Raw genomic sequence first — 22852 nt, forward strand, 5'->3', positions numbered from 1 at the left:
CATGCGCGAAACAGACGTTACACAGTTAAGTTACCTGATACTGGGCATGTGGTTTCCATTCGTGCGCATTATGGCGTTTATTCACTACGCGCCGGTACTGGATAACGCGGCGCTCACGGTGCGAATACGCATTATTTTGTCCCTGGCGCTGGCCTTTATCATTACGCCGCTTATTCCCCATCCGGTTCCTGACAGCCTGCTGTCGATCAACAGCATTATTTTGACCGCAGAGCAGTTTCTGTGGGGCATGCTTTTCGGCCTGATGCTGCAGTTTTTATTTTTAGCGCTGCAGCTGGCGGGCCAGATCCTCTCTTTCAATATGGGGATGAGCATGGCGGTGATGAACGACCCCAGCAGCGGCGCATCAACGACGGTACTGGCGGAGATGATCAACATCTACGCGGTGATCCTGTTCTTTGCGATGGATGGGCATTTGCTGCTGGTGAGCATTTTATTCAAAGGCTTTACTTACTGGCCGATTGGCAATGCGCTGCATCCACAATCTTTGCGCACCATTTCCCTGGGGCTGGGCTGGGTGTTTGCCGCGGCCACCCTGCTGGCGCTACCGACAACCTTTATCATGTTGATTGTCCAGGGCTGCTTTGGCCTGTTGAACCGCATTGCGCCTCCGCTCAACCTGTACTCGTTAGGTTTTCCGATCAACATGCTGGCGGGTCTTGTCTGCTTTGCGACTCTGCTTTACAACCTGCCCGACCACTATTTGCACCTGGCAAATTTCGTCTTGCAGCAACTTGACGCGCTCAAGGGGCACTATGGCGGATAGCAGCAGCGAAGAAAAAACAGAAAAACCCTCGGCGCAAAAACTTCGCAAAGCCAGGCAAGAGGGGCAAATTCCGCGCTCAAAAGATATGGGGCTTGCCGCCAGTATGTTTGCCGCATTTATGGTGATCTCCAGCAGCTTCCCCTGGTATGAAGATTTTGTCCGCGAAAGCTTTATCAGTGTGCATCAGTATGCGCAGAACATTAATGATCCGGACATTATCGGCCAGTTCCTCGAGCACCATCTGCTGATTTTAGCCAAGTTCATCCTGACGCTGTTACCCATGCCGGTCGCCGCGTTGTTTGCCTCGCTGATTCCCGGAGGCTGGTTATTCCTGCCAAAGAAAATTTTGCCGGACTTTAGCAAATTAAGCCCGCTCAAAGGGATTGGCCGTCTGTTTTCCACCGACCATCTGGTGGACACCGGCAAGATGACGCTCAAAGCGATGGTACTGCTGGTGATGCTGTGGATTAGCGTACGCAATAACGTTGCCGCCTTTCTGGGGCTGCAGGAGCTGTATTTCAAGCAGGCCGTCAGCGATGGCCTGGCGCTGTACAGCAGCATCATGCGCAACTTTGTCATTCTGTTTATTTTTTTCGCTCTGATTGATGTTCCTCTGGCGAAAAAAATGTTCACCAAAGGGTTGAAGATGACCAAACAGGAAGTGAAGGAAGAGTATAAAAATCAGGAAGGTAAGCCGGAAGTACGGGCCAGGATCCGTCGCCTGCAACGGCAAATGGCGATGGGGCAAATTCGCAAGGTGGTGCCAAAAGCCGATGTGGTGATCACCAACCCAACCCACTATGCCGTGGCGCTACAGTATGACCAGTCGCGCGCCGCCGCACCCTTCGTTGTCGCCAAAGGCACCGATGAAATCGCGCTGTATATCCGTCAGGTGGCGGCGGAGAGCAATATTGAGATTGTTGAATTTCCTAAGCTGGCGCGCTCCGTTTATTACACCACCCAGGTCAATCAACAGATCCCATTTCAACTTTATCGGGCGATAGCACACGTCCTGACCTATGTACTGCAAATGAAGCACTGGCGTGACGGTTCACAAGCACGCCCTTCGCTGAACAGACATATTTCCATTCCAAAAGAGGTTCTTAAACTGGATGCCGAAAACAACTAAACAATTCCTCGCGCTGCTGCGTAACGGTAACATCGGCATTCCGCTGGTCATACTGTCTATCCTGGCGATGGTGATCTTGCCATTACCACCGGCCGTGCTGGATATTCTGTTCACCTTTAACATCGTGCTGGCGGTGATGGTGCTGTTGGTGGCCGTTTCCGCGAAACGCCCGCTCGAATTCAGCCTGTTCCCGACCATTTTGCTGATCACCACCTTAATGCGCTTGACGCTGAACGTAGCATCAACGCGCGTGGTGTTACTGCACGGCCATATGGGCGCGGGCGCTGCCGGTAAGGTGATTGAGTCCTTTGGTCAGGTGGTGATCGGCGGTAACTTTGTCGTCGGTTTTGTGGTGTTCATCATCCTGATGATCATCAACTTTATCGTGGTTACCAAGGGTGCCGAGCGTATCTCCGAGGTTTCGGCCCGCTTTACGCTGGACGCCATGCCCGGGAAGCAGATGGCGATCGACGCCGATCTGAACGCAGGCCTGATTAATCAGGCCCAGGCGCAGGCACGACGTAAAGATGTGGCGGGCGAAGCGGATTTCTATGGCGCAATGGACGGTGCGTCGAAGTTCGTGCGCGGTGATGCCATCGCCGGGATGATGATCCTGGCCATCAACCTGATAGGCGGCGTCTGTATCGGTATTTTTAAATACGATTTAAGCGCCGAAGCCGCCTTCCAGCAATACGTACTGATGACCATCGGCGACGGTCTGGTCGCCCAGATCCCGTCTCTGCTGCTGTCGACGGCGGCGGCGATTATCGTTACTCGCGTGAGCGACAGCGGTGATATCGCCACAGACGTGCGTAGCCAGTTGCTGGCCAGCCCCTCCGTACTCTATACCGCCACCAGCATTATGTTTGTACTGGCGGTGGTACCGGGAATGCCGCACTTCCCGTTCCTGGTGTTCAGCGCCCTGATGGGGTTCACCGCCTGGCGTATGAGCAAGCGCCCGAAGGTGGCTGAAACTGAAGAGAAAAATCTTGAGACGCTGACCAAAACCATCGTTGAAACCACCGAGCAACAGGTCAGTTGGGAAACTATCCCTTTGATCGAGCCAATCAGCCTGAGCCTGGGGTACAAGCTGGTATCGCTGGTAGACAAATCCAAAGGGAATCCGCTCACTCAACGTATTCGCGGTGTACGGCAGGTTATCTCAGACACTAACGGCGTGCTGCTCCCGGAAATTCGCATCCGCGAAAACTTCCGTCTAAAACCGACCCAGTACGCCATTTTTATCAATGGGATCAAGGCTGATGAGGCCGATATTCCTTCAGATAAACTGATGGCGCTGCCCTCCAGTGAAACGTATGGCGAGATCGATGGTGTTTTAGGCCACGATCCGGCCTATGGTATGCCGGTGACGTGGATTGTCCCGGCGCAAAAAGCCAAAGCGCTAAATATGGGGTATCAGGTCATTGATAGTGCCAGCGTCATTGCGACGCATGTGAATAAGGTCATTCGCAACTTTATTCCCGACCTGTTTAACTACGATGATATTACTCAACTGCATAACCGCCTCTCTTCGATGGCCCCCCGTCTGGCGGAAGATCTGAGCGCGGCGCTGAATTACAGCCAGCTCTTGAAGGTTTATCGGGCGCTGCTGGTCGAAGGCGTACCGCTGCGCGATATCGTTACCATTGCCACCGTACTGGTCGCCAGTAGCGCCGTCACTAAAGATCATATTCTGTTGACGGCAGATGTGCGTCTGGCGCTCCGTCGCAGCATTACCCATCCGTTTGTGCGCAAAGATGAGCTGGCGGTCTACACGCTGAATAATGAGCTGGAGAATCTGCTGGCTAATGTAGTGAATCAGGCTCAGCAAAGTGGAAAAGTGGTGCTCGATAGCGTACCGGTCGATCCTAATATGCTGAATCAGTTCCAGACCAATATGCCGCAGATTAAAGAACAGATGAAAGCCGCGGGTAAAGAGCCGGTACTGCTGGTCGCACCGCAGCTACGTCCTCTGCTTGCGCGCTATGCGCGCCTGTTTGCACCAGGCTTACAGGTGTTGTCATATAACGAAGTTCCGGATGAGCTGGAATTAAAGATCATGGGGGCGTTGAGTTAACCCCTGACGAGGCGGTGCCATTCGCACCGCCTTTTTGATTACAGAATGGTATTTTCCGTCAGAATACGACGGGCGCCGAGATAATGATCCTGCCAGAAGTCATCGGATAAATTGCTCACCCGAATCGTTTCTCCCGTACGCGGCGATTCAATAAATTGTCCCTGCCCCAAATAGACGCCCATATGATCGGCAATATCCCGACTGTGAATATGAAAGAACAATAAATCACCACGACGAAGGTCGCGATTAGCGACGATGGTCGCCCGCCGATAGTGATACATTTCATTCGCCGTACGTGGCAATTTTGCTGCCAGAATTTTGTTGTAGGCATAAAAGATCAGCCCGCTACAGTCAAAGCCTTGTTCCGGGCTGGTCCCGCCCCACAAATAGGGTTTACCTAACTGCAGCTCAAGACGGTGGATTGCCACTTCGGTTATGTTGTGCAGATGATCGCTACTGAGAAAATGGTCATTCTCAGCCAGCTCCTGCCAGCGTTGATCGCTCGCTTTTAGTGGCCCCGGGAACCACTCAGGGTGCTGTTTAATCAGCGTCCTGTTTTGCTGGCGCAGCGCGCTTTTACTTTGCGCATTACCTTCCACCACATAACTTGCCTGCTTTTTTACCTGCGCGTGGTACTGCTTCAGCAGCCGGGCGCGGTTACGCATGCGTAATTGCGCCGCATAGCTTAAATGGGCGTCAGATAAGAGGGGCTGAACTTTGGCGACAGACGGCGAGGACAACACAACACACAAAGACAGCAGACCCGGCAAAAAGCGTCGGGGCGCAGAGACAAAAGACATGAAAACAACACTACCTAATCAAACACGTTCGCCGCAGTCTACCGCTATTGCCGGGCATTCCATTTTAATATTCGATTATTAAATTATTAATTTTTTAAATTCAATATATTAGGAATTCTGCACTCAGAAGACTTAATGACGTGCGCTAACCCGCAAAATACGTCAGTGTCTGACTGCCTTTAAGCACAATTTTCCGTATAAAGAAAATCTAAAGTGTAAACGCCGCACGAGAGACTTGCGAAAAACTCTCTGGGTGATAATGTGAGCGCTCCAGATCCAGATTTATCCGATTTGGGAACTCTTTTAGCCGTCCTGGCGTGTGTAATCGTTTTATCAAGGAATAAGCAGTATGCGTAAAATCGCATTTTTTCTTGCGATGCTTTTATTGCCGTGCGTTTCATTTGCCGGTTTGCTGAGCAGCAGCAGCCCGACTACGCCTGTCAGCAAAGAATATAAGCAGCAATTAATGGGCTCCCCCGTCTATATCCAGATCTTCAAAGAAGAGCGAACGCTGGATCTGTACGTCAAGATGGGCGAACAGTATCAATTGCTCGATAGCTATAAGATCTGCAATTATTCCGGCGGCTTAGGTCCGAAACAGCGTCAGGGCGATTTCAAAAGCCCGGAAGGGTTTTACAGCGTACAGCGCGGACAGCTGAAACCGGATAGCCGCTTTTATAAAGCGATTAACATTGGTTTCCCTAACGCCTACGACCGCGCACACGGTTATGAAGGTAAATACCTGATGATCCACGGCGCCTGCGTTTCCGTCGGCTGCTACGCAATGACCGACAACGGCATTGATGAGATTTTCCAGTTTGTCACCGGCGCACTGGTATTTGGGCAGTCCAGCGTGCAGGTTAGCATTTATCCATTCCGCATGACCGATGCCAACATGCAGCGCCATAAGTTCTCGTATTACAAAGAATTCTGGGCGCAGCTAAAGCCTGGCTACGATTACTTTGAACAAACGCGTAAGCCACCGACCGTTTCCGTCGTCGATGGCCGTTACGTTATCAGCAAGCCGTTGAGTCACGAAGTGGTTCAGCCGCAACTGGCATCAAACTATACGCTCCCCGAGACAAAATAACGCCCACTCGCCTGGCATAATCTTTTGCCAGGTTTCATTGCCGGTTAGCGGCTGAGTGGCAATCACGGTGACCACATCATTGGGTGTGGTCTCTGAGCTAAAATCGATTTCCACATCCTGATCCAGCAGTGTCGCCACGCCAAACGGCGCACGACGGGTGATCCAAAACAGGTTGGTCGAGCAGAAAGCCATCACATAACGCCCGTCAGACAACAGCATGTTGAAGACGCCCTTCTCACGCAATTCTCCTGCCAGCATCGCGATATATTTAAACACTGCCGTCATATTGCCAGGCGTACGCGGATACCGTTCAGTTAGCTTGTGGAGCAGCCAGCAGAAAGCTTTTTCGCTGTCGGTTTCCCCAACCGGGCGGAAATTACCGGTTTCCAGCGATTTATAGCCGCTGAGCTGTCCGTTATGAGCGTACGTCCAGTTACGTCCCCACAGTTCACGCGTAAATGGATGGGTATTTTCCAATACCACTTCGCCACGATTCGCCTGACGAATATGGGCAATCACGGAACAGGATTTGATGGGATAGTCTTGTACCAGTTTGGCGATAGGCGAATTAAAGCTGGGTTGCGGATCTTTAAACGTACGGCAACCCTTACCTTCATAAAACGTAATACCCCAGCCGTCTTTGTGCGGCCCGGTACCTCCGCCGCGCTGAACCAGCCCGGTGAAGCTAAAGCAGATATCGGTTGGCACATTGGCGCTCATCCCGAGCAGTTCGCACATACATCACCTCCACAAACGCCTTTAAGCGGGAAGGCGTAATTGTTGCAGCCAGTTTAGATTCGGACAGCGCGCAGAAACCGGAGCGTACACGTAGTACGTGAGGATTTCGGGCACTGCCCGGATTCAAAATGGCAAATAAAATAGCCTTCTTACTTCACCATCTCTTTTTCGATCAACTGGATCAGGATATGGATCACTTTGATATGAATTTCCTGAATGCGGTCAGCATAGCCAAAGTGTGGTACGCGAATTTCGATATCCGCACTGCCCGCCATTTTGCCGCCATCTTTACCCGTCAGGGTGATGACTTTCATCCCTTTCTCACGCGCTGCGGCAATCGCTTTAATCACGTTACCGGAGTTACCCGAAGTAGAGATGCCTAACAGGACATCGCCTTCGCGACCCACGGCTTCAACGTAGCGGGAGAAGACATAATCGTAACCGAAATCGTTGCTGACGCAGGAGATATGGCTGACATCAGAGATAGCGATCGCCGGGTAGCCTGGGCGGTTTTCGCGATAACGTCCGGTCAGCTCTTCGGCGAAGTGCATCGCGTCGCAATGGGAACCGCCGTTACCGCAAGAAAGTACCTTACCGCCAGCTTTAAAGCTGTCTGCCAACAGGACCGCCGCGCGCTGAATGGCGTGAATATTGGCGTCATCTTTAAGAAAATTAGCCAGCGTTTCCGCCGCTTCGCTCAGTTCGTTACGAATAAGATCCTGGTACATGAGGATATCCTTCAGCATGAATGTAAATGACAAGATGCAGTGTACCGGATAGCGCTACCAGCGAGAAGTACAAGCCACAGGAATGGCTGCGGCTTTTGATTTTTTGTGCCGGTTAAAACAGCAACAATGTGAGCTTTGTTGTAATTATTTTGTAAACACATTGCTAAAAAAATTTACATCCACTACAACCATATCATCACAAGTGGTCAGACCTCCTACAAGCAAGGGAGCTTTTCGTTATGATGATTTTGAGTATTATCGCTACGGTTGTTCTGCTCAGCGTTCTGTTTTATCACCGCGTGAGCTTATTCCTCAGCAGCTTAATTTTGCTCGCCTGGACAGCTGCGCTTGGCGTGGTTGGCCTGTGGTCAATCTGGCTGCTGGTTCCTCTGGCCATTCTCCTCGTACCGTTTAACTTTACGCCAATGCGCAAATCCATGATCTCTGCGCCAGTGTTCCGCGGTTTCCGTAAAGTCATGCCGCCGATGTCGCGCACTGAGAAAGAGGCGATTGATGCCGGTACAACCTGGTGGGAAGGCGACCTGTTCCAGGGCAAGCCAGACTGGAAAAAACTGCATAACTATCCTCAGCCGCATCTGACAGCTGAAGAACAAGCGTTTATTGATGGCCCGGTGGAAGAAGCCTGCCGCATGGCGAACGACTTCCAGATCACCCATGAACTCGCGGATCTGCCGCCGGAACTGTGGGCGTATCTGAAAGAACACCGCTTCTTCGCGATGATCATTAAGAAAGAGTACGGCGGGCTGGAATTCTCCGCGTATGCTCAGGCTCGCGTTCTGCAGAAACTCTCCGGCGTTTCCGGGATCCTGGCGATCACCGTTGGCGTACCTAACTCCCTAGGCCCTGGCGAACTGCTGCAGCATTACGGCACCGAAGAGCAGAAGAATCATTACCTGCCGCGTCTGGCACGTGGTCAGGAGATCCCCTGCTTTGCTCTGACCAGCCCGGAAGCGGGTTCCGACGCAGGCGCGATCCCTGATACCGGCGTGGTTTGTATGGGCGACTGGCAGGGCCAGCAGGTGCTGGGTATGCGCCTGACCTGGAATAAGCGTTATATCACGCTGGCGCCTATCGCTACCGTACTGGGTCTGGCATTTAAACTCTCCGACCCGGAAAAACTGCTGGGTGGTGAAGAAGATCTTGGCATTACCTGTGCGCTGATCCCAACGTCAACGCCAGGCGTACAAATTGGGCGTCGACACTTCCCGCTGAACGTGCCGTTCCAGAACGGTCCGACGCTGGGCAAAGATGTCTTCGTGCCGATTGATTACATCATCGGTGGCCCAAAAATGGCCGGTCAGGGCTGGCGCATGCTGGTGGAATGTCTGTCCGTGGGACGCGGTATTACCCTGCCGTCTAACTCGACGGGCGGCGTGAAATCGGTCGCAATGGCAACCGGCGCGTATGCGCACATTCGTCGGCAGTTCAAAATCTCTATCGGTAAGATGGAAGGTATTGAAGAGCCGTTGGCACGTATTGCGGGTAACGCGTACGTGATGGATGCAGCGGCGTCGCTGATTACCTACGGTATTATGCTGGGTGAAAAACCGGCGGTGCTGTCGGCCATCGTGAAGTATCACTGTACCCACCGTGGACAGCAGTCAATCATCGATGCAATGGATATTACTGGCGGTAAAGGCATTATGCTTGGCGAAAGCAACTTCCTCGCCCGTGCTTATCAGGGCGCGCCTATCGCCATTACCGTTGAAGGTGCCAACATTCTGACCCGGAGCATGATGATCTTCGGTCAGGGGGCGATTCGCTGCCATCCGTACGTTCTGGAAGAGATGGCCGCGGCACAGAGTAACGATGTGAATGCGTTCGACAAGCTGCTGTTCAAACACATCGGCCACGTCGGCAGTAACAAAGTGCGCAGCTTCTGGCTAGGCCTGACGCGCGGCTTAACCAGCAGCACGCCAACCGGCGATGCGACCAAACGTTACTACCAGCATCTGAACCGTCTGAGCGCTAACCTGGCACTGCTTTCGGATGTCTCCATGGCCGTACTGGGCGGTAGCCTGAAGCGCCGTGAACGTATCTCCGCGCGTCTGGGCGATGTGTTAAGTCAGCTGTATCTGGCCTCTGCGGTACTGAAGCGTTATGACGATGAAGGCCGTAATGAAGCAGACCTGCCGTTGGTTCACTGGGGTGTTCAGGATGCGTTGTACAAAGCGGAACAGGCGATGGACGACCTGCTGAAAAACTTCCCGAACCGACTGGTCGCGGGACTGCTGAATGTGGTTATCTTCCCTACCGGTCGCCACTACCATGCACCGTCTGACAAGCTGGATCATAAAGTCGCGAAGATTCTGCAGGTTCCGAGCGCCACCCGTTCTCGCCTTGGCCGCGGTCAATACCTGACGCCGAGCGAGCATAACCCGGTAGGTTTGCTGGAAGAGGCTTTGCTGGATGTGATTGCAGCCGACCCTATCCACCAGCGGATCTGCAAAGAGCTGGGCAAAAACCTGCCGTTTACCCGCCTGGATGAACTGGCGCACAATGCGCTGGCTAAAGGGCTGATTGATAAAGACGAAGCCGCAATTCTGGTGAAAGCCGAAGCGAGTCGTCTGCGTAGCATCAACGTGGATGACTTTGAACCCGAGGCGCTGGCGACTCAGCCGGTAAAGCTGCCAGAGAAGGTGCGTAAAGTCGAAGCCGCGTAACGACACACGCACAACGTTTAGCCCCGCTTAATGCGGGGCTTTTTATTGCCACATTTCAGTTAGAGCTCATGCTACAGTGTCAAAATGTTGTTCAATGAGGAGCCTCGATCGTGCCCGGTTTGAAAATTACTCTGCTGCAACAACCGCTGATCTGGATGGATGGCCCGGCTAACCTGCGCCATTTCGACCGCCAACTGGAAACCGTCACCGGACGTGATGTCATTGTGTTACCTGAAATGTTTACCAGCGGATTTGCCATGGAAGCGGCAAGCAAATCGCTGCCGCAGGAAGAGGTTGTCAGTTGGATGCGCACTAAGGCGCAACAGACGAACGCCCTTATAGCAGGCAGCGCCGCTCTCTTGTCTGAACGTGGCCCGGTAAACCGCTTTTTGCTGGTCGAACCCGAAGGTAATGTCCATTTCTATGACAAGCGCCATCTATTCCGCATGGCGGAAGAACATCAACATTATCAGGCGGGTGACGCGCGGGTTATTTTTGAATGGCGCGGCTGGCGCATTCTGCCGTTGGTCTGTTATGACCTGCGTTTTCCGGTATGGTCGCGCAACCGCAACGATTACGACCTGGCATTGTATGTCGCCAACTGGCCGGCGCCGCGTTCGCTACACTGGCAGGTTCTGCTCACCGCGCGGGCAATTGAGAACCAGGCTTATGTAGCAGGATGTAACCGCGTGGGTACTGACGGTAACGGCCATCATTATCGCGGTGACAGCCGGGTGATTAATCCACAGGGTGAGATTATTGCCACCGCCGAGCCACATCAGGCTACGCGCATTGACGCTGAACTGTCACTCTCGGCGCTGCGCGAGTACCGCGAGAAGTTCCCCGCCTGGCAGGACGCTGACCCGTTCACGCTGTAGATATCGCCTTCTTCCCGCTGCACAACGTTTTCTGTGGCGGGATTGTTTCACTCCGTAACCAACCGCAAAACAAATTCGCGTGGCGACGTGTTTCGGGCATCGTATTCTGCAAAGGATAATCACTCGTCTCCAGCGAGTGACAGACAATGTTAATAATTCCCTTATCAGGATCCCGAAATGAAGAACTTCGTACGCATGACTTTGCTGGCGGCAACCGTGGCTGGCGCTTCTTTTAGCACGCTTGCAGCAAACGTATCCAATGTACCCGCACCAGCTCAGGACCCGGTAGTTCAGCACCTTAAACTGAGCACTGACCAGGTTGCGCAGATTAAAAAACTGCACCAGCAGCTTGAAACCAACGTTAGCCAGATATCGGTGAAGGATGTTAAAGACGGCGCGTTGATTGACGTCATCAAGTCCGGGAAATGGGATGACGCCGCCGTCAAAAAACAGCTTTCCGCGTTCAGCAATATTGAACAGCAGGCGCGTTATTACCGCGTGAAATACTATTTCGACCTGAACAAAGTACTGACCCCAGAACAGCGCCAGCAGGTGCAAAAAGATATCGCACAGACGCTGAGCGAATAATGACCATGGCCTGAATCAGCAATGATTCAGGCTTTTCGGTAATACTTCCTGCTCGAACAAAAATCCCTGTACAGCATCTGCGCCGCTCATACGGCAAATGGCGTAATCCTGCGGCGTTTCCACCCCCTCGATCACAACCCGTTCTCCCAGCCCGCGAAATTGATTGACCAGTACCCTTAACTGCCAATCCGACGTCCTGAACTGATGAAACATTCCGCTTTCAATTTTGATGGCATCGAAACGGATGCCAGACAGTCGCCAGACAAAAAATAGCTCAGGCGAAACATCATCCAACCACACGCGAAACCCGTGACGCACCAGGGTTTTAACGGCAATGCATACGGCCTGCTGTTCTGCCTTTTCCAGTCGCATCATGGTGCCAGGATCCTGTATTTCGATAACAATCCGCCCCTGATGCGCCTGCCGGGCGAGCTGCGCAATCCACGACAGACAGGTCAGCATCCTGACGGATAAATTCAGCGAATAACTTCCTGAGAGTGCCAGTACCTGCCGCATTTGCCACAGAAATAGCTGCTGTTTTGCGGTGATGGAAAGGTGCTTGAAAAAAAGATCGAGCGGTAGCGGCGTGCGTACCTGACTTAACACCTCACAGACATCCAGCGATGCATCATCAAAAAAATGGATGCGCTGCAAACGGATCCCGGTGATCCGCAGCAGCTCGGCGTTGCGGGGAAGCTCTGGCACATGGCGGGTCTGTTCGCTGAATCTGTTCATATCATTCCATTTTTTGATTGAAAGGACGTCGTGCATCCTGCAGCCACGGGATACGGCGATCGTTCGGGTATGTCAGGTAAAAGCGCGTCACCAGACGATGCGCCTCAGGTAGGTCGCGCTGCTGTAACGCCAGCAAGATTTGCGTGAAGGAGACATTCGGGTCTGGGTGAACACGCACATAGTCAGGCGCCCAGCGGCGAACCGCTTCCAGCCAGCGAGCGTCCCGGGTACGCTGATACCGTTGCAGATACCCCATCTGAACATCAAACCGGTAGCGAGGGGCAAGGAGCCAGCCTCCTACCGGGAGCGACTCGACCAGACGCCACTGCGCTGACTGTCGCTCCGCCAGCGTCAACTGCTGTTGCGTGTGCAGTGAGAGAAGCAACAATGGCGTGAAGGTTAAAAACGAGATCAATGCCAGCGCACGAATCAGCGACGTCGACGTAAGCGTCAGACGAACCCCTTTTAGCGGGCTATCTGCACAACGAAGCAACAGGACCAGCAGTAACCAGTGTGGTGTTGACTGCCTGACGGGGTATTCCGTCAACATATGAATAACCACCGGCAGCGCCGCCACCAGACAAGCGCGACGCCAGCGATTTCCGTGCATCCACAGCCAGAAGCCTCCCGTAATAAAGCACAGCGCCCCCGCCAGCCCAACCAGGCCGCCCTCCACCAGCCACAGCACCAGCTCATTGTGCGGATGCGAGATGCTGCTCAGCCCCAACGGCCCCGCGCGTTCGAGAAACACGGCGGCAAAACTGCCAACGCCCCACCCCGTCCACGGGCGTTCGGCAAATAATGCTAGTGACGTTTTAAGCACCGTCCAGCGCACCTGGGAAGTGGTCAGGTGATCGACTGTAGCAACGGACAAAAAATGGCGAGCGAGCGTGCCCGCCACCATGCCTAACGCCAGCGGCAGCAGAAGTAGCAACAACATACGGCGTTGCGCCGGGAAAACCACCAGCAGCAAGACTTCACCTACCACCACAGACACATAGCCGGTTTGCGACTGGGATTCATGCAGCACAAAGCCCATCATCACCAGAGCAACCCCGATGACAATTCGATATCTGTCGCGTAGCCGTAAAAAGAGCGGAGCTGACAGCAGCACACCAGATGCAGTGAAGCTGGCCATCAGATTGACCTGCTGAAAAATACCGTAGGGCCGCGTACCGCGTCGCCAGGCAAACTCCCAGTAATCAACACCCGGCAAATGCCAGTACTGATACAAAAACGCCAGACATTCGATGACGCACGCGCCCCATAGCAGGGTCAGCAGTACCGTCAGGGTGTTTGCCGCAAGCGGAATCTGCAATGTCACCAGATAGACGAGCACGCCTCCCAGCAGCGCCCCTGCGACCAGCTGCGCCTCGAACTGCCAGACGCCAGGCGTCAGCAGACAAAGCAGCGTCAGGATGAGCGCCCCCATCGAAAAAACCGTGGCGGGGACAGTGATACGCCAGCGTTGACGAGGCACCAGCACTGATGCGCTTGCAGCCAGCACAACGGCATAAATCCAGCTCGTAATATTAAGCGGCAACGACAGACCGCTGCCGCCGTTATTCGGCCAGTAGAGATGCATTACCCCACACCAGAAAAACAGACTAATAACGAGCAATAATTTCTGCGCAGGCAGCGGGGCAATACGATTCAGTGCGTTCATCATGCTACTGGTAGTTCAGTGTCCAGGTTCCGCTGGCGCTGAACGGACCGTATTCGAGAGACTGATTTTTTATCGCCGACGGCTCTGCTGCGACCCACGCCCAAAAATTTAGCGTCATCGAGCCTGCAGTTATCTCTTTGACTGACGTGCTCTCATCAAGGCGAATTGCCGTGCCGTCCTCTTCGCTCATCCCAATACCGATCCCTGTCGCGCCGCCCTGTTCACTGCTATCCAGCGCCAGATGATCGTCCAGTTCAGCATCCTCACTACCACTGAAAGTGACCGAGATCCCGCGAAAAACCTCGGGGTTGCAGTCGCGTAGCTGAATGCTGAATTTTTCCGGCTTACTGCGCCCCGAAAGATAGAGATCCTGCGTCGCGATTTGCCCGAAATCGACCTCGATTTTGTCGCCTCCTGGTGCCAGGCTGCAGGCCAGCGCTCTGATAGTGCCGTGAAAATACATATCACCGCCGACCAGTTTGGTGTCGGCCTGCACCATGCCGCCAAGCAGTAACACGCCGATCGCGAATAACGCCGAACATCTCATGGCATCCCCCTACTGAAACTGCGCAACAACGGTGGCAGAGGCTTCAAACTCACCTTCCTTAACGCTTCCCACGCCCGGCTTTGCCACCGGTGCAGCGGTGAGATTCCAGTCGCCCTGATTCTGGTAAAAACCTTTCACGTTATAGAATTGATTGGGCACGACGGTGCCACCGCTCTCGTCTTTAAGCATAATGCCGAGATCGTCGCGCTTTTGTCCGCCGCTCAGCGTGCCGAGGAGATGATCGTTGAACCCCGCCGTGCCTGACGCCGTGGTAGTTTGTACGCCAAGATTAATGTTCAGCGCGCCCTGATCGAAGCTGCCGCCTTCACAAACAACATGAATGGGGATCGACTTGCTGTAGTTAGTGCCATTGAGCCGGGCAGCGGATCCTGGCAGATCGCCAAACTCAATACTGATTTTGTCTCCCCGGTTGAAGGTGCATTTGTCCGGTACGGTAATCAGCCCGGATTTAATCACCACACGGGAAATCGCCGTAGTGGGCGTAGGTCCCGCGCTCCCCATGCGCCCGGCTACCTCCACCAGCGATTGGGAAGTGATATTGATGCCGTTGATAATGGGTTTAGTGACAATAAACGTCACTTTCCCTTTTGAACCACTTTCAACGTTAGTGGCGCGCGTGTAGCCCTTGCGCTTTTTGCAAGTGTTATTGCTGTTGCGGTTTGAAACGTTGGTAAAAGGCGCCTGAACATACTGTTTATAGCCCCCGGCAACCCACACCTGCACTTCCACATCCAGATACTCATTTAGCCGAAAACGGTTCGCCCCCTGATTTGAAGGCGGCATCGTAGTCGTGGTGGTGTAGTAAATCGGCGACCGGGAGATGTCAGCCTGCTCGCAATAGAAATTCACCACATACCAACTGCCCAGGTTCCAGGTAAACGGATCCGTTCTGCCCCCCACGTGGTTTTTACTGACATCCAGCGAGCTCAATTCGATATCGTACTGATGCGGCGACCCGCCCTCCGGCTCACCTTCCCCCTGTGTAAATGCCTGCCCGGCCAGTGGACAGCCAGCCAGGGCAACCCACAACAGCGCTTTGCGTAATACGCTCATAGATACTCCAGCTTAAGTCTCACCAGGCCGTTAAATTCTCCGGCAGTCACCTCTGGCCCAAAAGATTCCAGCGTGGCCAGAAAGTGAATGGCGTTATCGCCTGGTTTGAGGATCCACATACGTTGCGGTTGGTTCAGATGGATCAGCTGATTACGCTCGGTCAGTAGCCGAATGCCCGCGCCGCGCACATCACCACGAATACGCCCCAGGTCACTGTTTTCCGACGCGCCTTCGGCCATCAGCGTCATCGAAACGCCGCGTTCCACCGTGCTGTGCGCCAGCTCAGGCATTTCGCTGGTCTGCCCGGGGAAATCCCTCAGGGTATGACCAGAGCCCTTTAAGCAGCCGTTCAGGTACAGCGTGACCAACACCGGTTCGCTGCGATCGCCTCCCTGGCGAAACCGACTGGCGGAAATATCACCAAGATTGATGGTCTGATCGCGTGAGGCCATATCCAGCACGCACGGCGACACGTAGACCCGGCCGTGAAAGCGGACGTTGCCATACTCACCGGACACGTTGCTCATATCCTGGCGGCCGCTGGTGGCCTGAACCTGCCAGGCCATGCCCGCCATCAGCAGGGCGCAAAGCATCTTTTTCATTTACGATTCCTGTTACCGGGGCTGTTGCTCCATCGGCAATGCTTTACATACATTGCCTGTGCAGCTGAATTTCAGTTCGGGATGACCGCCAAAATCGTTCACGTACATCATGCTGAACTGGCTGACGCTGCCGTCCGTGACGCTGAAATCGAGAGAGGATTTTGGTGAGACCATAACGCCGGGGAAGTCGGTCAATCTGCCGCCTCCCTGCGCTTCTGGCTTGCGGCTTAAGCCGATTAAGGTGACGAAGTAAGGCGTTGGGTTATCCACACTCCAGCGCTGGCCCTGCTTGTGAAAGACCAGTTGGTTTTGCCACACGGCGCCCGGCGTTTCCGGCACAATGGCGGCCGGACGGTAGAACAATTTGATGCGCGACTGCATCGCCAGTTGCAGCACGTTCGGCTTATCCGGTTTAGGCGGAATTTCACGTACGTTCAGGTAGAACAAGCTCTCGCGATCCTGCGGCAGGGCGTTGATCCCGCTGGTTTTCGTCACGCGGGCAATTCCCTTTTGCCCGCCGTTAATTCGTTGCAGCGGCGGTAAGACCATTAGCGGCGAGGTAATTTTTGTTCCGTTGGCATCTTCCACCCACGACTGAGCCAGAAACGGAATGCTCGGGCTGGTATTGGTTAAGTTCGCACTGACTGAGCGCACATCACCAGTGATGATCATGCGGGTACGGTCGAGCGCAATACCTGCCCATGAGGTGTTGATCTCGGCAATCAAAAGCAGGCCACAGGCCACGGGTTTAAGCCAACGCTGCACGGAGTAAAAAGCTTGATTATTCATGACAAAATTCATTCAGGTTATTGAAATTATTCACAAGGCAACAGCACGTTACCTTCCGGGTTGATTTGTTGTGGCACCTGTAAGTGGCACTGCGCACGGCCAGCCCAGGCAACGGAAAGACGCTCAGCCGGATTCACACCCGCAATCCAGGCCATACCGTTTTCCATTACCATGGCGACGCTAACGCCGTTAGCGTTAAACACTTCGGCGCCAAACGGCGGTACCGAACCATCCTTAAGGCGCAGCAGCGCCATCATTTTTTGCCCCTGCGCCACGGCAAAATGCTGGTAGCCAATCGCACCTTCCGTCAGGGTGTTGGTCACGATGGCTTTAGTCGCGGAAATGTCCTCGTCCATTGCGTCCACATCGATACGGGTATCAAAGCTGTGATAGCTAACGACGTCCGGTACGACGGCAATACCGAAGCGGTTTGAGTGCGCCTGTTCGCCGTTCAGCGGCACGTTCGCCACCCCGTCGGTATCAACCATCACTCTGGCGGTATTCATCGACGCCTGGCTGTTGTGCAGCGCCGCACCGTGACGCGTCGCGGTAAAGCCGCCGCGCATCGTGCCGCCAACGGAGAAATAACGTGATTGCTGCCAGCTGACGTTAGATTCCAGTTCCGCCATCATGCTGCGGTGCTTGTAATAGCCATCAAACGCCGTACGCCCTTCACCGGAAACCCCTGTGCGCAAACGCCACGGATTGTTACGGTCGCGGTTATCGGAATACGAAACCATCTGGCTGGTCTGGTTGCCGCTGTTCTGCAATTCGTAATCCATAGAGCGGCCATCGCTCCATGGCACCGAGATTGAAAGCGAAAGACTGTCGTCTCGTTTGCCCTGATACTCAGAGCGGTAAGCCGCAACGTTGGCGCTGATCCCCTGGATGCCAGCAAATGAAAAGCTGTGCCCCATCGATAATCCGTAACGATCCTGGGAACCGCGATCCCAATAGTTCTGGTGGGTATAGGTCAGGTACAGCGTGGTCGCTAATAGTGGATCGTCAGCAAAGAAGGTTTTGTTGCCGGTGATGGTGTACATCTCTTTTTCGTTGCCGGCACTGTTGTTATTTTCATACTGCTCGTCGAGAAACTGCGAGAAAGTGCGGAAGTTACGCTGTGAGAAGCGGTAACCGGCAAAGGTGATGGCGCTGTTGTACTCATCAAAAGTTTTGGCGTAGCTGAGCTTAAAGGACATGCCTTTTTGTTCAGCCTGATGCTTTACCCGACTCACGGATTGCGTCGCATCAGCCGACAGCGCCCCCAGCCAGCTCAAGTCCCGCCCAATCCCCATCGACCAGGCGTTATAGCGATCGCCAGTCAGCAGCGCGCCGCCGTACAGCGACCATGCATTGCTGACCCCCCATGAAAAATCACTGCTATAAAACGCAGGCCCCTGAACGTCATGGTTATAACGTGATGGCTTCCCGACCGCGGCGTTGTAGCGCACATAGCCTGGTCGCGTCAGGTAAGGAATATCGGCCGTATTGACCTGAAAAGTGTGTACGCTGCCATCCTGCTCCTCGACGCGAACATCCAGCGTGCCGCGTACCGAACCGTGCAGATCCTGAATATTAAATGGCCCAGCAGGAACGGTGGTTTGATAGATAACACGGCCCTGCTGACTGACGGTAACCTTCGCATTGCTGCGGGCGATGCCGTGCACTTCAGGCGCGTAGCCCTGCAAATTCGGTGGCAACATACGCTCGTCGCTGGCGAGGTTAGCCCCGGTGAAACGTACCGAATCAAAAACCTGTGAATTCAGGTAGATTTCGCCGACCGTCAGTTTTGCAGCCTGCATCGGCAACGGTCGATAGGCATAGATCTGATCCCAGTCGATACGGCCGCGATTATCATCCGAAGCGTAATTGGCCTGATACTGGCCACGAAATCGCCACGCGCCGAGGTTAAAACCTGTCTGCCCATAGCCAGACAGAGAGCGATAACGATCGCCGCCCTGTTCATAATGTGTGGCCTGGCCCGAGACGCTGTAGTCAAAAATCAGCCCCGCGACGCCGTTATCCCAGCGTTCCGGTGGCGTCCAGTCTGGATCGGTATATTTCATCCACGCCTGAGGCACGATAATGTCCAGTACGCCTGCGCTATTATTCAACGCCACACCCGGCAGGCGGGAAATGTCATAGCAGGTCGCGCTAATCGGATGAATATAGGCCAGCGCTTCTTCTTTGAGCGCCAGTAATTCGAGTTGTTGCGGGGTCAGACATGCCATGGATTTATGCGGGTTGGCAGGATCGACGATATAACGGATCGACTGCTGTGGAATCTCCTGGCTGTTAATACGAACATCCAGCAGATATTCTCCGGGAGTCACAAAGTTGCCTTCGGAAAAACGCTGCAAATCGACATTGTGCCTGTCGCTGGCATCCAGTACGTCGGTATTAAATTCAATGGCCTCATCCGCTTCAGCCCATGAAGAGGCACAGACCAGAGCAATAAAAAGCGCCAGACGTTTTTTATCTGTTTTCAGCGTGATCATTTTCGTTAGCAAACCTTCAGATACCCGAATTGCAGTGCAGCTCAGAGATAATTCACAACAAAATGCGTGACCGCAGTAAATTCGCCAGATGTCATTCTTCCGTCGCGGGAGATCAAATAAGCCGTAAAATTGAGCGTGTTTTTCCCTGGATTAAGCACATAGTCCGGTGATGGCTCACCCAGATGAATTTGCTGTCCGTTGCTGTCATATATTTCTATCGCTAAATTTTCAGTTTCCGATTGCACGCTTAGATAATCAGGATTGTCACTATCCGGTGCGCCAGAAAAGGTAATATTGGCGCGTTGAAACAGATTCCCGGGGTGTTGAGAATCCCCTAATGAACATCCCAACAAATGAATGCTGAAATCATGCGCTGATACTTTCTCTGGTTTTCCGGAAATATCTCTGGCTGAGAGATCATCAAATTCAACCAGTAGCGACCGGTCGCGTGGATCGACATAACAGGCAGCCTCAATAATATTTCCGCGCATGCGCATTTTGCCGGGCGTACTGACAAGACGATTGGTGTCAGCCAAAACCCATGCAGGCGATATGAAGATAAAAAGCAGTAAAATTCGCCATCCAGGCATCACCGCATTTCCTTTCAGTTATTCGCAGGAAGGGTTAAGCAGGCGCGTTAATGCGCCTGCTGCAGATCGTTACTGGTAGTCGATCTGGAAATTAACGGTAGATTCGAAATCACCTGGGGTTACCGCTGCAGATGCGTTGTTTGCCTGCAGGTAAGCGACGAAATCAATGTCGGTTTCACCATCGGTAATGTTGACCTGAGAAGCGGCTTGGCCCCATTCCACGTCCTGGTTGCCACTGTCAATCATACCGATGCCCGCGCCCTTTGCAGTACCAGAGGTGAACGCAGCTAGTGCGTTGTTGTCTGTATCAATCGTTGCCGGGGTATAAGTCACAGTGGCTGTTTTCGCGACGGTCGTATCACAGCCCTGCAGAACGATTTTGGCATGCTTAACGCCAGCACGTTGGTTGTCTTTTAACTGAGAAGTTGGGATCTCACCAAAATTAACCTGTACCGGGCTGGATTCTGGTGCCAGACCACATGCGGAATTAACCAGAGAACCGGTGAAGTGAATTTTACCGTTAGTCGGTTCGACATTTTTTGCAGCAAAAGCAGAAGAGGCAGTAAAAGTCATTCCCGCCATCAGCGCACAGGCCACAGCCACGTTTTTCATTTTCATATTACTACTTAACCTTATATCTGTTTTTTAGTTATTCCGAAGATCTATTTCCGCAGATAATTTATGTCCGGAAAATCCTGATCTGCAGGTGGCGGTAGCGCATATCCTTGCAAACAATCCATCTCAAGCCGCCCCGTATTTTGAACTTCATTGGTATTCCATCCGAAATACCGTCCACAGTTGTTTACGCTGTTTCGGGGCTTATATTAAGTCGACGGGAAAATGACACAATGCAAAAATCCGGTATTAATCAAACTCAGGGAATCATGTTGTCACACTGTCTGCACAGCGATCGTTTACCTAAAAAACCGCCAAAAATCACGACATAATCAGTGTTAATATCTATTATTCAGCATTTTTATAGAGTTTTTATCTATCAACTATTTTTTTATTTAGCCAGAACAACAGGCAAAATGTATTTATGAAATTTTTGTAAAAATGAAATTGGATATCAAAAGCGAGTAATGACAATAAGATAGTGAAAGAGAGGAAGGAGAAAAGAGGATTCTATAAGAGATATTAAAATATTGTTATATAAATATTAATAAAGCGATCTATGGTACAACCATTTTTTATAAATGAATTATGTTATGCTATTGCTTCACCCACTCGAATGCGAGATATCCTGCTTTAAAGGAGACATCAGTGATTTCTCATATACCAATAAACAAAATTAAATCCGTAATTATTGGTGATGGCTTAGTTTTCAGACCACATAAAAATACCCTAAAAGACCTGGCATCTGGTGAAATGGCCACATTGAATAATGTGGCAACACAATTACTGCTCTATTTGTTGCAAAATGGTAAAGAGATATCCTCGCGTGATGAAATTCTGCTGAATGTTTTTCAGCATAATGGCGCCAGAGCGACGGATGCGAATCTCAATCAGCACATTTCATTTCTGCGCAAAGCAATAACGTCTACGGGTCATCCTGCAGAACTCATCGTCACAATTCCGCGGATGGGATTTCGGATGGGCGACGCTAATATCAATATTCAGCAACTGGAAGAAGCGCAAGCTCCCGCCAGAATTGCCAATGTTGCATCGACGCTCAACAAAAAGAAACAAAGCCGTTGGCCTGTGGCGATAACCGCGTTAATTACTGGTATCGCCGTGCTGGCGACAGCGTGGTTAACATGGATTCCCAATGAAATCGCCATGACGGACGCGACTATCCTGCGGACTATCGACTATGAACAATGCCGTGTACATATATTAGGAAACGCCCTCACCGACACCATAACCGAAAAGAAAGCGCTGGATATTTTCAAGTCCGTGGGCATTAACCCCGACTGTTCGTACCCAAAAGATCTGTATCTCAATACCTGGGCGAGCAACCATAATCTGGTTGAGTGGTCGTTTGCCGCTGAATGCGGGCTGAACCTCGGCTATTACCATTGCATCAGCCAGTATCGCCATCATGAGGAATGATATGAAGCAAGAAAGCGATCACTCTCCTTTACTATGGTCAGTCGTGATTGCCATTTTTGGGCTGGCGGCTATCGCTTTTTTTATTATCGCCGGGAATGCGAAAAAACAAGAAATCAGTTTTTCCTGCTCCTCGGAATTCACGTCGATACTCGACATCCAGGATACAAAAAAGGTACTCCATGGAATAATGCTGATTACCAGCTACAACTCCGGACACCTTTCATTGTCAGTACAAGGGAAACTCAAAAGTGATGATGGCGAGTTTGCTGTGAACCGAAAACTGTTCTTTCGCTATGCCCGACCACTCGGCCATACTGCTGGTGTTTTCATGCTCACTCCCAACGGACGTGAAAAATCCCCCGATGATGAAGCAACGGATGCTGTCGATTATCTCTTCTTCGACGCTTACGAACGTGCCGACAAGCTGTATATGCTAAAGCACTTGAATGAAGAAACGGTGCTTATCGGCGATAACTTTTCACCCCGCTTCGCCTGCGTGATGAATCACTTCGCAGGTTGATCTGCCCCTGGATATGCGTCGGGTTAAGGATGACCTGATGTGTTGCCTGCCCGATAGCACGGACGTGGTCGATAAAGTGTGATGATGAGATTATTATTGTGGCGGGCTAAAACGACGAAAGCCTGAATCATTTCTGATTCAGGCTTTCTGAATAGTGGCGGAATGGACGGGACTCGAACCCGCGACCCCCTGCGTGACAGGCAGGTATTCTAACCAACTGAACTACCACTCCGCGTTGTGTTCCGCTTGGGAACGAAGCGAATATTACGGATTGCCTCACGCC

Annotated in this window: 21 protein-coding genes and 1 tRNA gene; 9 read left to right on the forward strand and 13 right to left on the reverse strand. The window is 52.5% G+C overall.

The window, feature by feature from the left end:
• Window position 1 precedes the first annotated feature (1 nt).
• The 3 genes from fliR to HV243_RS19920 are packed head-to-tail and all read left to right on the forward strand — an operon-like array spanning window position 2 to window position 3990.
• Window positions 2-784, forward strand: a complete 783-nt coding sequence (gene fliR / locus HV243_RS19910) for a flagellar biosynthetic protein FliR (protein ID WP_053389583.1) — start codon at window positions 2-4, stop codon at window positions 782-784.
• Entirely contained in the window at window positions 774-1913 is a 1140-nt protein-coding gene (gene flhB / locus HV243_RS19915; protein WP_053389582.1) for a flagellar biosynthesis protein FlhB, read from the forward strand. Before fliR ends, flhB begins: the two co-directional genes overlap by 11 nt.
• Window positions 1897-3990 carry a flagellar biosynthesis protein FlhA gene (locus HV243_RS19920; protein WP_016151819.1) on the forward strand — a complete coding sequence of 698 codons (2094 nt, stop codon included), beginning with the start codon at window positions 1897-1899 and terminating at the stop codon, window positions 3988-3990. The genes flhB and HV243_RS19920 overlap by 17 nt, the downstream gene beginning before the upstream one ends.
• A gap of 38 nt (window positions 3991-4028) precedes the next feature.
• On the opposite strand, the gene HV243_RS19925 is transcribed toward HV243_RS19920, so the two are convergent.
• Window positions 4029-4790 carry a C40 family peptidase gene (locus tag HV243_RS19925; RefSeq protein WP_053389581.1) on the reverse strand — a complete coding sequence of 254 codons (762 nt, stop codon included), beginning with the start codon at window positions 4788-4790 and terminating at the stop codon, window positions 4029-4031.
• Between the two features lie 349 nt (window positions 4791-5139).
• Here HV243_RS19925 and dpaA point away from each other — a divergent pair, with 349 nt between their 5' ends.
• Window positions 5140-5880, forward strand: a complete 741-nt coding sequence (gene dpaA, locus HV243_RS19930; protein ID WP_016151817.1) for a peptidoglycan meso-diaminopimelic acid protein amidase — start codon at window positions 5140-5142, stop codon at window positions 5878-5880.
• Here dpaA and HV243_RS19935 read toward each other — a convergent pair.
• Together HV243_RS19935 and lpcA are read right to left on the reverse strand one after the other, a co-directional pair.
• Window positions 5851-6618 carry a class II glutamine amidotransferase gene (locus HV243_RS19935; RefSeq protein ID WP_053389580.1) on the reverse strand — a complete coding sequence of 256 codons (768 nt, stop codon included), beginning with the start codon at window positions 6616-6618 and terminating at the stop codon, window positions 5851-5853. The two genes, dpaA and HV243_RS19935, sit on opposite strands and share 30 nt — an antisense overlap.
• A 149-nt stretch (window positions 6619-6767) precedes the next feature.
• Window positions 6768-7346, reverse strand: coding sequence for a D-sedoheptulose 7-phosphate isomerase (lpcA, locus tag HV243_RS19940; protein ID WP_016151815.1), 579 nt, complete (start codon window positions 7344-7346; stop codon window positions 6768-6770).
• Window positions 7347-7585: 239 nt separating this feature from the next.
• On the opposite strand from lpcA, the gene fadE reads away from it, so the two are divergent.
• The 3 genes from fadE to HV243_RS19955 all read left to right on the forward strand — a co-directional run bounded on the left by fadE (window position 7586) and on the right by HV243_RS19955 (window position 11496).
• Window positions 7586-10030 (forward strand): acyl-CoA dehydrogenase FadE, encoded by a 2445-nt coding sequence (gene fadE, locus HV243_RS19945; protein ID WP_016151814.1) that lies wholly within the window; start codon window positions 7586-7588, stop codon window positions 10028-10030.
• 110 nt (window positions 10031-10140) lie between these two features.
• A complete protein-coding gene (locus tag HV243_RS19950; protein ID WP_053389579.1) occupies window positions 10141-10908 on the forward strand; it encodes an amidohydrolase in 768 nt (255 codons plus the stop codon).
• Between the two features lie 177 nt (window positions 10909-11085).
• On the forward strand, window positions 11086-11496 hold the full coding sequence (locus tag HV243_RS19955; protein WP_053389578.1) for a Spy/CpxP family protein refolding chaperone: 411 nt from the start codon (window positions 11086-11088) through the stop codon (window positions 11494-11496).
• Window positions 11497-11511: 15 nt separating this feature from the next.
• Here HV243_RS19955 and HV243_RS19960 read toward each other — a convergent pair whose 3' ends face one another.
• The 9 genes from HV243_RS19960 to HV243_RS20000 all read right to left on the reverse strand — a co-directional run bounded on the left by HV243_RS19960 (window position 11512) and on the right by HV243_RS20000 (window position 20615).
• On the reverse strand, window positions 11512-12231 hold the full coding sequence (locus HV243_RS19960) for an EAL domain-containing protein (protein ID WP_053389577.1): 720 nt from the start codon (window positions 12229-12231) through the stop codon (window positions 11512-11514).
• Window position 12232: 1 nt separating this feature from the next.
• Complete coding sequence (locus HV243_RS19965; protein ID WP_047417088.1) at window positions 12233-13900, reverse strand: O-antigen ligase family protein; 1668 nt, start codon at window positions 13898-13900, stop codon at window positions 12233-12235.
• A gap of 1 nt (window position 13901) precedes the next feature.
• Window positions 13902-14444 (reverse strand): fimbrial protein, encoded by a 543-nt coding sequence (locus HV243_RS19970; protein WP_053389576.1) that lies wholly within the window; start codon window positions 14442-14444, stop codon window positions 13902-13904.
• A 9-nt stretch (window positions 14445-14453) separates the two neighbouring features.
• Window positions 14454-15518 carry a fimbrial protein gene (locus HV243_RS19975; RefSeq protein WP_016155754.1) on the reverse strand — a complete coding sequence of 355 codons (1065 nt, stop codon included), beginning with the start codon at window positions 15516-15518 and terminating at the stop codon, window positions 14454-14456.
• On the reverse strand, window positions 15515-16120 hold the full coding sequence (locus tag HV243_RS19980) for a fimbrial protein (RefSeq protein ID WP_053389575.1): 606 nt from the start codon (window positions 16118-16120) through the stop codon (window positions 15515-15517). Before HV243_RS19980 ends, HV243_RS19975 begins: the two co-directional genes overlap by 4 nt.
• A 12-nt stretch (window positions 16121-16132) precedes the next feature.
• Window positions 16133-16909, reverse strand: a complete 777-nt coding sequence (locus tag HV243_RS19985) for a fimbria/pilus periplasmic chaperone (RefSeq protein WP_053389574.1) — start codon at window positions 16907-16909, stop codon at window positions 16133-16135.
• 26 nt (window positions 16910-16935) lie between these two features.
• The gene (locus HV243_RS19990; RefSeq protein WP_053389573.1) at window positions 16936-19407 is read right to left on the reverse strand and encodes a fimbria/pilus outer membrane usher protein; all 2472 of its coding nucleotides are present in this window, start codon (window positions 19405-19407) and stop codon (window positions 16936-16938) included.
• 41 nt (window positions 19408-19448) lie between these two features.
• On the reverse strand, window positions 19449-19997 hold the full coding sequence (locus HV243_RS19995; protein ID WP_019076063.1) for a fimbrial protein: 549 nt from the start codon (window positions 19995-19997) through the stop codon (window positions 19449-19451).
• A gap of 69 nt (window positions 19998-20066) precedes the next feature.
• Window positions 20067-20615 (reverse strand): fimbrial protein, encoded by a 549-nt coding sequence (locus tag HV243_RS20000; protein ID WP_016155749.1) that lies wholly within the window; start codon window positions 20613-20615, stop codon window positions 20067-20069.
• Between the two features lie 750 nt (window positions 20616-21365).
• Between HV243_RS20000 and HV243_RS20005 the strand changes: the two genes are divergently transcribed.
• Both HV243_RS20005 and HV243_RS20010 read left to right on the forward strand, forming a co-directional pair.
• Entirely contained in the window at window positions 21366-22049 is a 684-nt protein-coding gene (locus HV243_RS20005; protein ID WP_223307926.1) for a winged helix-turn-helix domain-containing protein, read from the forward strand.
• Window position 22050: 1 nt separating this feature from the next.
• Complete coding sequence (locus HV243_RS20010) at window positions 22051-22569, forward strand: hypothetical protein (RefSeq protein WP_016155747.1); 519 nt, start codon at window positions 22051-22053, stop codon at window positions 22567-22569.
• Window positions 22570-22724: 155 nt separating this feature from the next.
• Here HV243_RS20010 and HV243_RS20015 read toward each other — a convergent pair.
• Window positions 22725-22801, reverse strand: a tRNA-Asp gene (locus HV243_RS20015).
• Between the last annotated feature and the right edge of the window lie 51 nt (window positions 22802-22852).

The sequence above is a fragment of the Citrobacter sp. RHBSTW-00599 genome, assembly GCF_013784065.1.
Classification (GTDB): Bacteria; Pseudomonadota; Gammaproteobacteria; order Enterobacterales; family Enterobacteriaceae; genus Citrobacter; species Citrobacter braakii.

Bases quoted from the DNA above. Each gene is read 5' to 3' on its own strand.
- HV243_RS20005 (WP_223307926.1), top strand. From the start codon at position 21,366: ATGGCCACATTGAATAATGTGGCAACACAATTACTGCTCTATTTGTTG.
- HV243_RS20010 (WP_016155747.1), top strand. From the start codon at position 22,051: ATGAAGCAAGAAAGCGATCACTCTCCTTTACTATGGTCAGTCGTGATT.
- HV243_RS19965 (WP_047417088.1), bottom strand. From the start codon at position 13,900: ATGATGAACGCACTGAATCGTATTGCCCCGCTGCCTGCGCAGAAATTA.
- HV243_RS19960 (WP_053389577.1), bottom strand. From the start codon at position 12,231: ATGAACAGATTCAGCGAACAGACCCGCCATGTGCCAGAGCTTCCCCGC.
- HV243_RS19980 (WP_053389575.1), bottom strand. From the start codon at position 16,120: ATGAAAAAGATGCTTTGCGCCCTGCTGATGGCGGGCATGGCCTGGCAG.
- HV243_RS19975 (WP_016155754.1), bottom strand. From the start codon at position 15,518: ATGAGCGTATTACGCAAAGCGCTGTTGTGGGTTGCCCTGGCTGGCTGT.
- HV243_RS19970 (WP_053389576.1), bottom strand. From the start codon at position 14,444: ATGAGATGTTCGGCGTTATTCGCGATCGGCGTGTTACTGCTTGGCGGC.
- HV243_RS19920 (WP_016151819.1), top strand. From the start codon at position 1,897: ATGCCGAAAACAACTAAACAATTCCTCGCGCTGCTGCGTAACGGTAAC.
- HV243_RS19990 (WP_053389573.1), bottom strand. From the start codon at position 19,407: ATGATCACGCTGAAAACAGATAAAAAACGTCTGGCGCTTTTTATTGCT.
- dpaA (WP_016151817.1), top strand. From the start codon at position 5,140: ATGCGTAAAATCGCATTTTTTCTTGCGATGCTTTTATTGCCGTGCGTT.
- HV243_RS19995 (WP_019076063.1), bottom strand. From the start codon at position 19,997: ATGCCTGGATGGCGAATTTTACTGCTTTTTATCTTCATATCGCCTGCA.
- HV243_RS19955 (WP_053389578.1), top strand. From the start codon at position 11,086: ATGAAGAACTTCGTACGCATGACTTTGCTGGCGGCAACCGTGGCTGGC.
- HV243_RS19935 (WP_053389580.1), bottom strand. From the start codon at position 6,618: ATGTGCGAACTGCTCGGGATGAGCGCCAATGTGCCAACCGATATCTGC.
- fliR (WP_053389583.1), top strand. From the start codon at position 2: ATGCGCGAAACAGACGTTACACAGTTAAGTTACCTGATACTGGGCATG.
- fadE (WP_016151814.1), top strand. From the start codon at position 7,586: ATGATGATTTTGAGTATTATCGCTACGGTTGTTCTGCTCAGCGTTCTG.
- lpcA (WP_016151815.1), bottom strand. From the start codon at position 7,346: ATGTACCAGGATCTTATTCGTAACGAACTGAGCGAAGCGGCGGAAACG.
- HV243_RS19925 (WP_053389581.1), bottom strand. From the start codon at position 4,790: ATGTCTTTTGTCTCTGCGCCCCGACGCTTTTTGCCGGGTCTGCTGTCT.
- HV243_RS19985 (WP_053389574.1), bottom strand. From the start codon at position 16,909: ATGAATAATCAAGCTTTTTACTCCGTGCAGCGTTGGCTTAAACCCGTG.
- HV243_RS20000 (WP_016155749.1), bottom strand. From the start codon at position 20,615: ATGAAAATGAAAAACGTGGCTGTGGCCTGTGCGCTGATGGCGGGAATG.
- flhB (WP_053389582.1), top strand. From the start codon at position 774: ATGGCGGATAGCAGCAGCGAAGAAAAAACAGAAAAACCCTCGGCGCAA.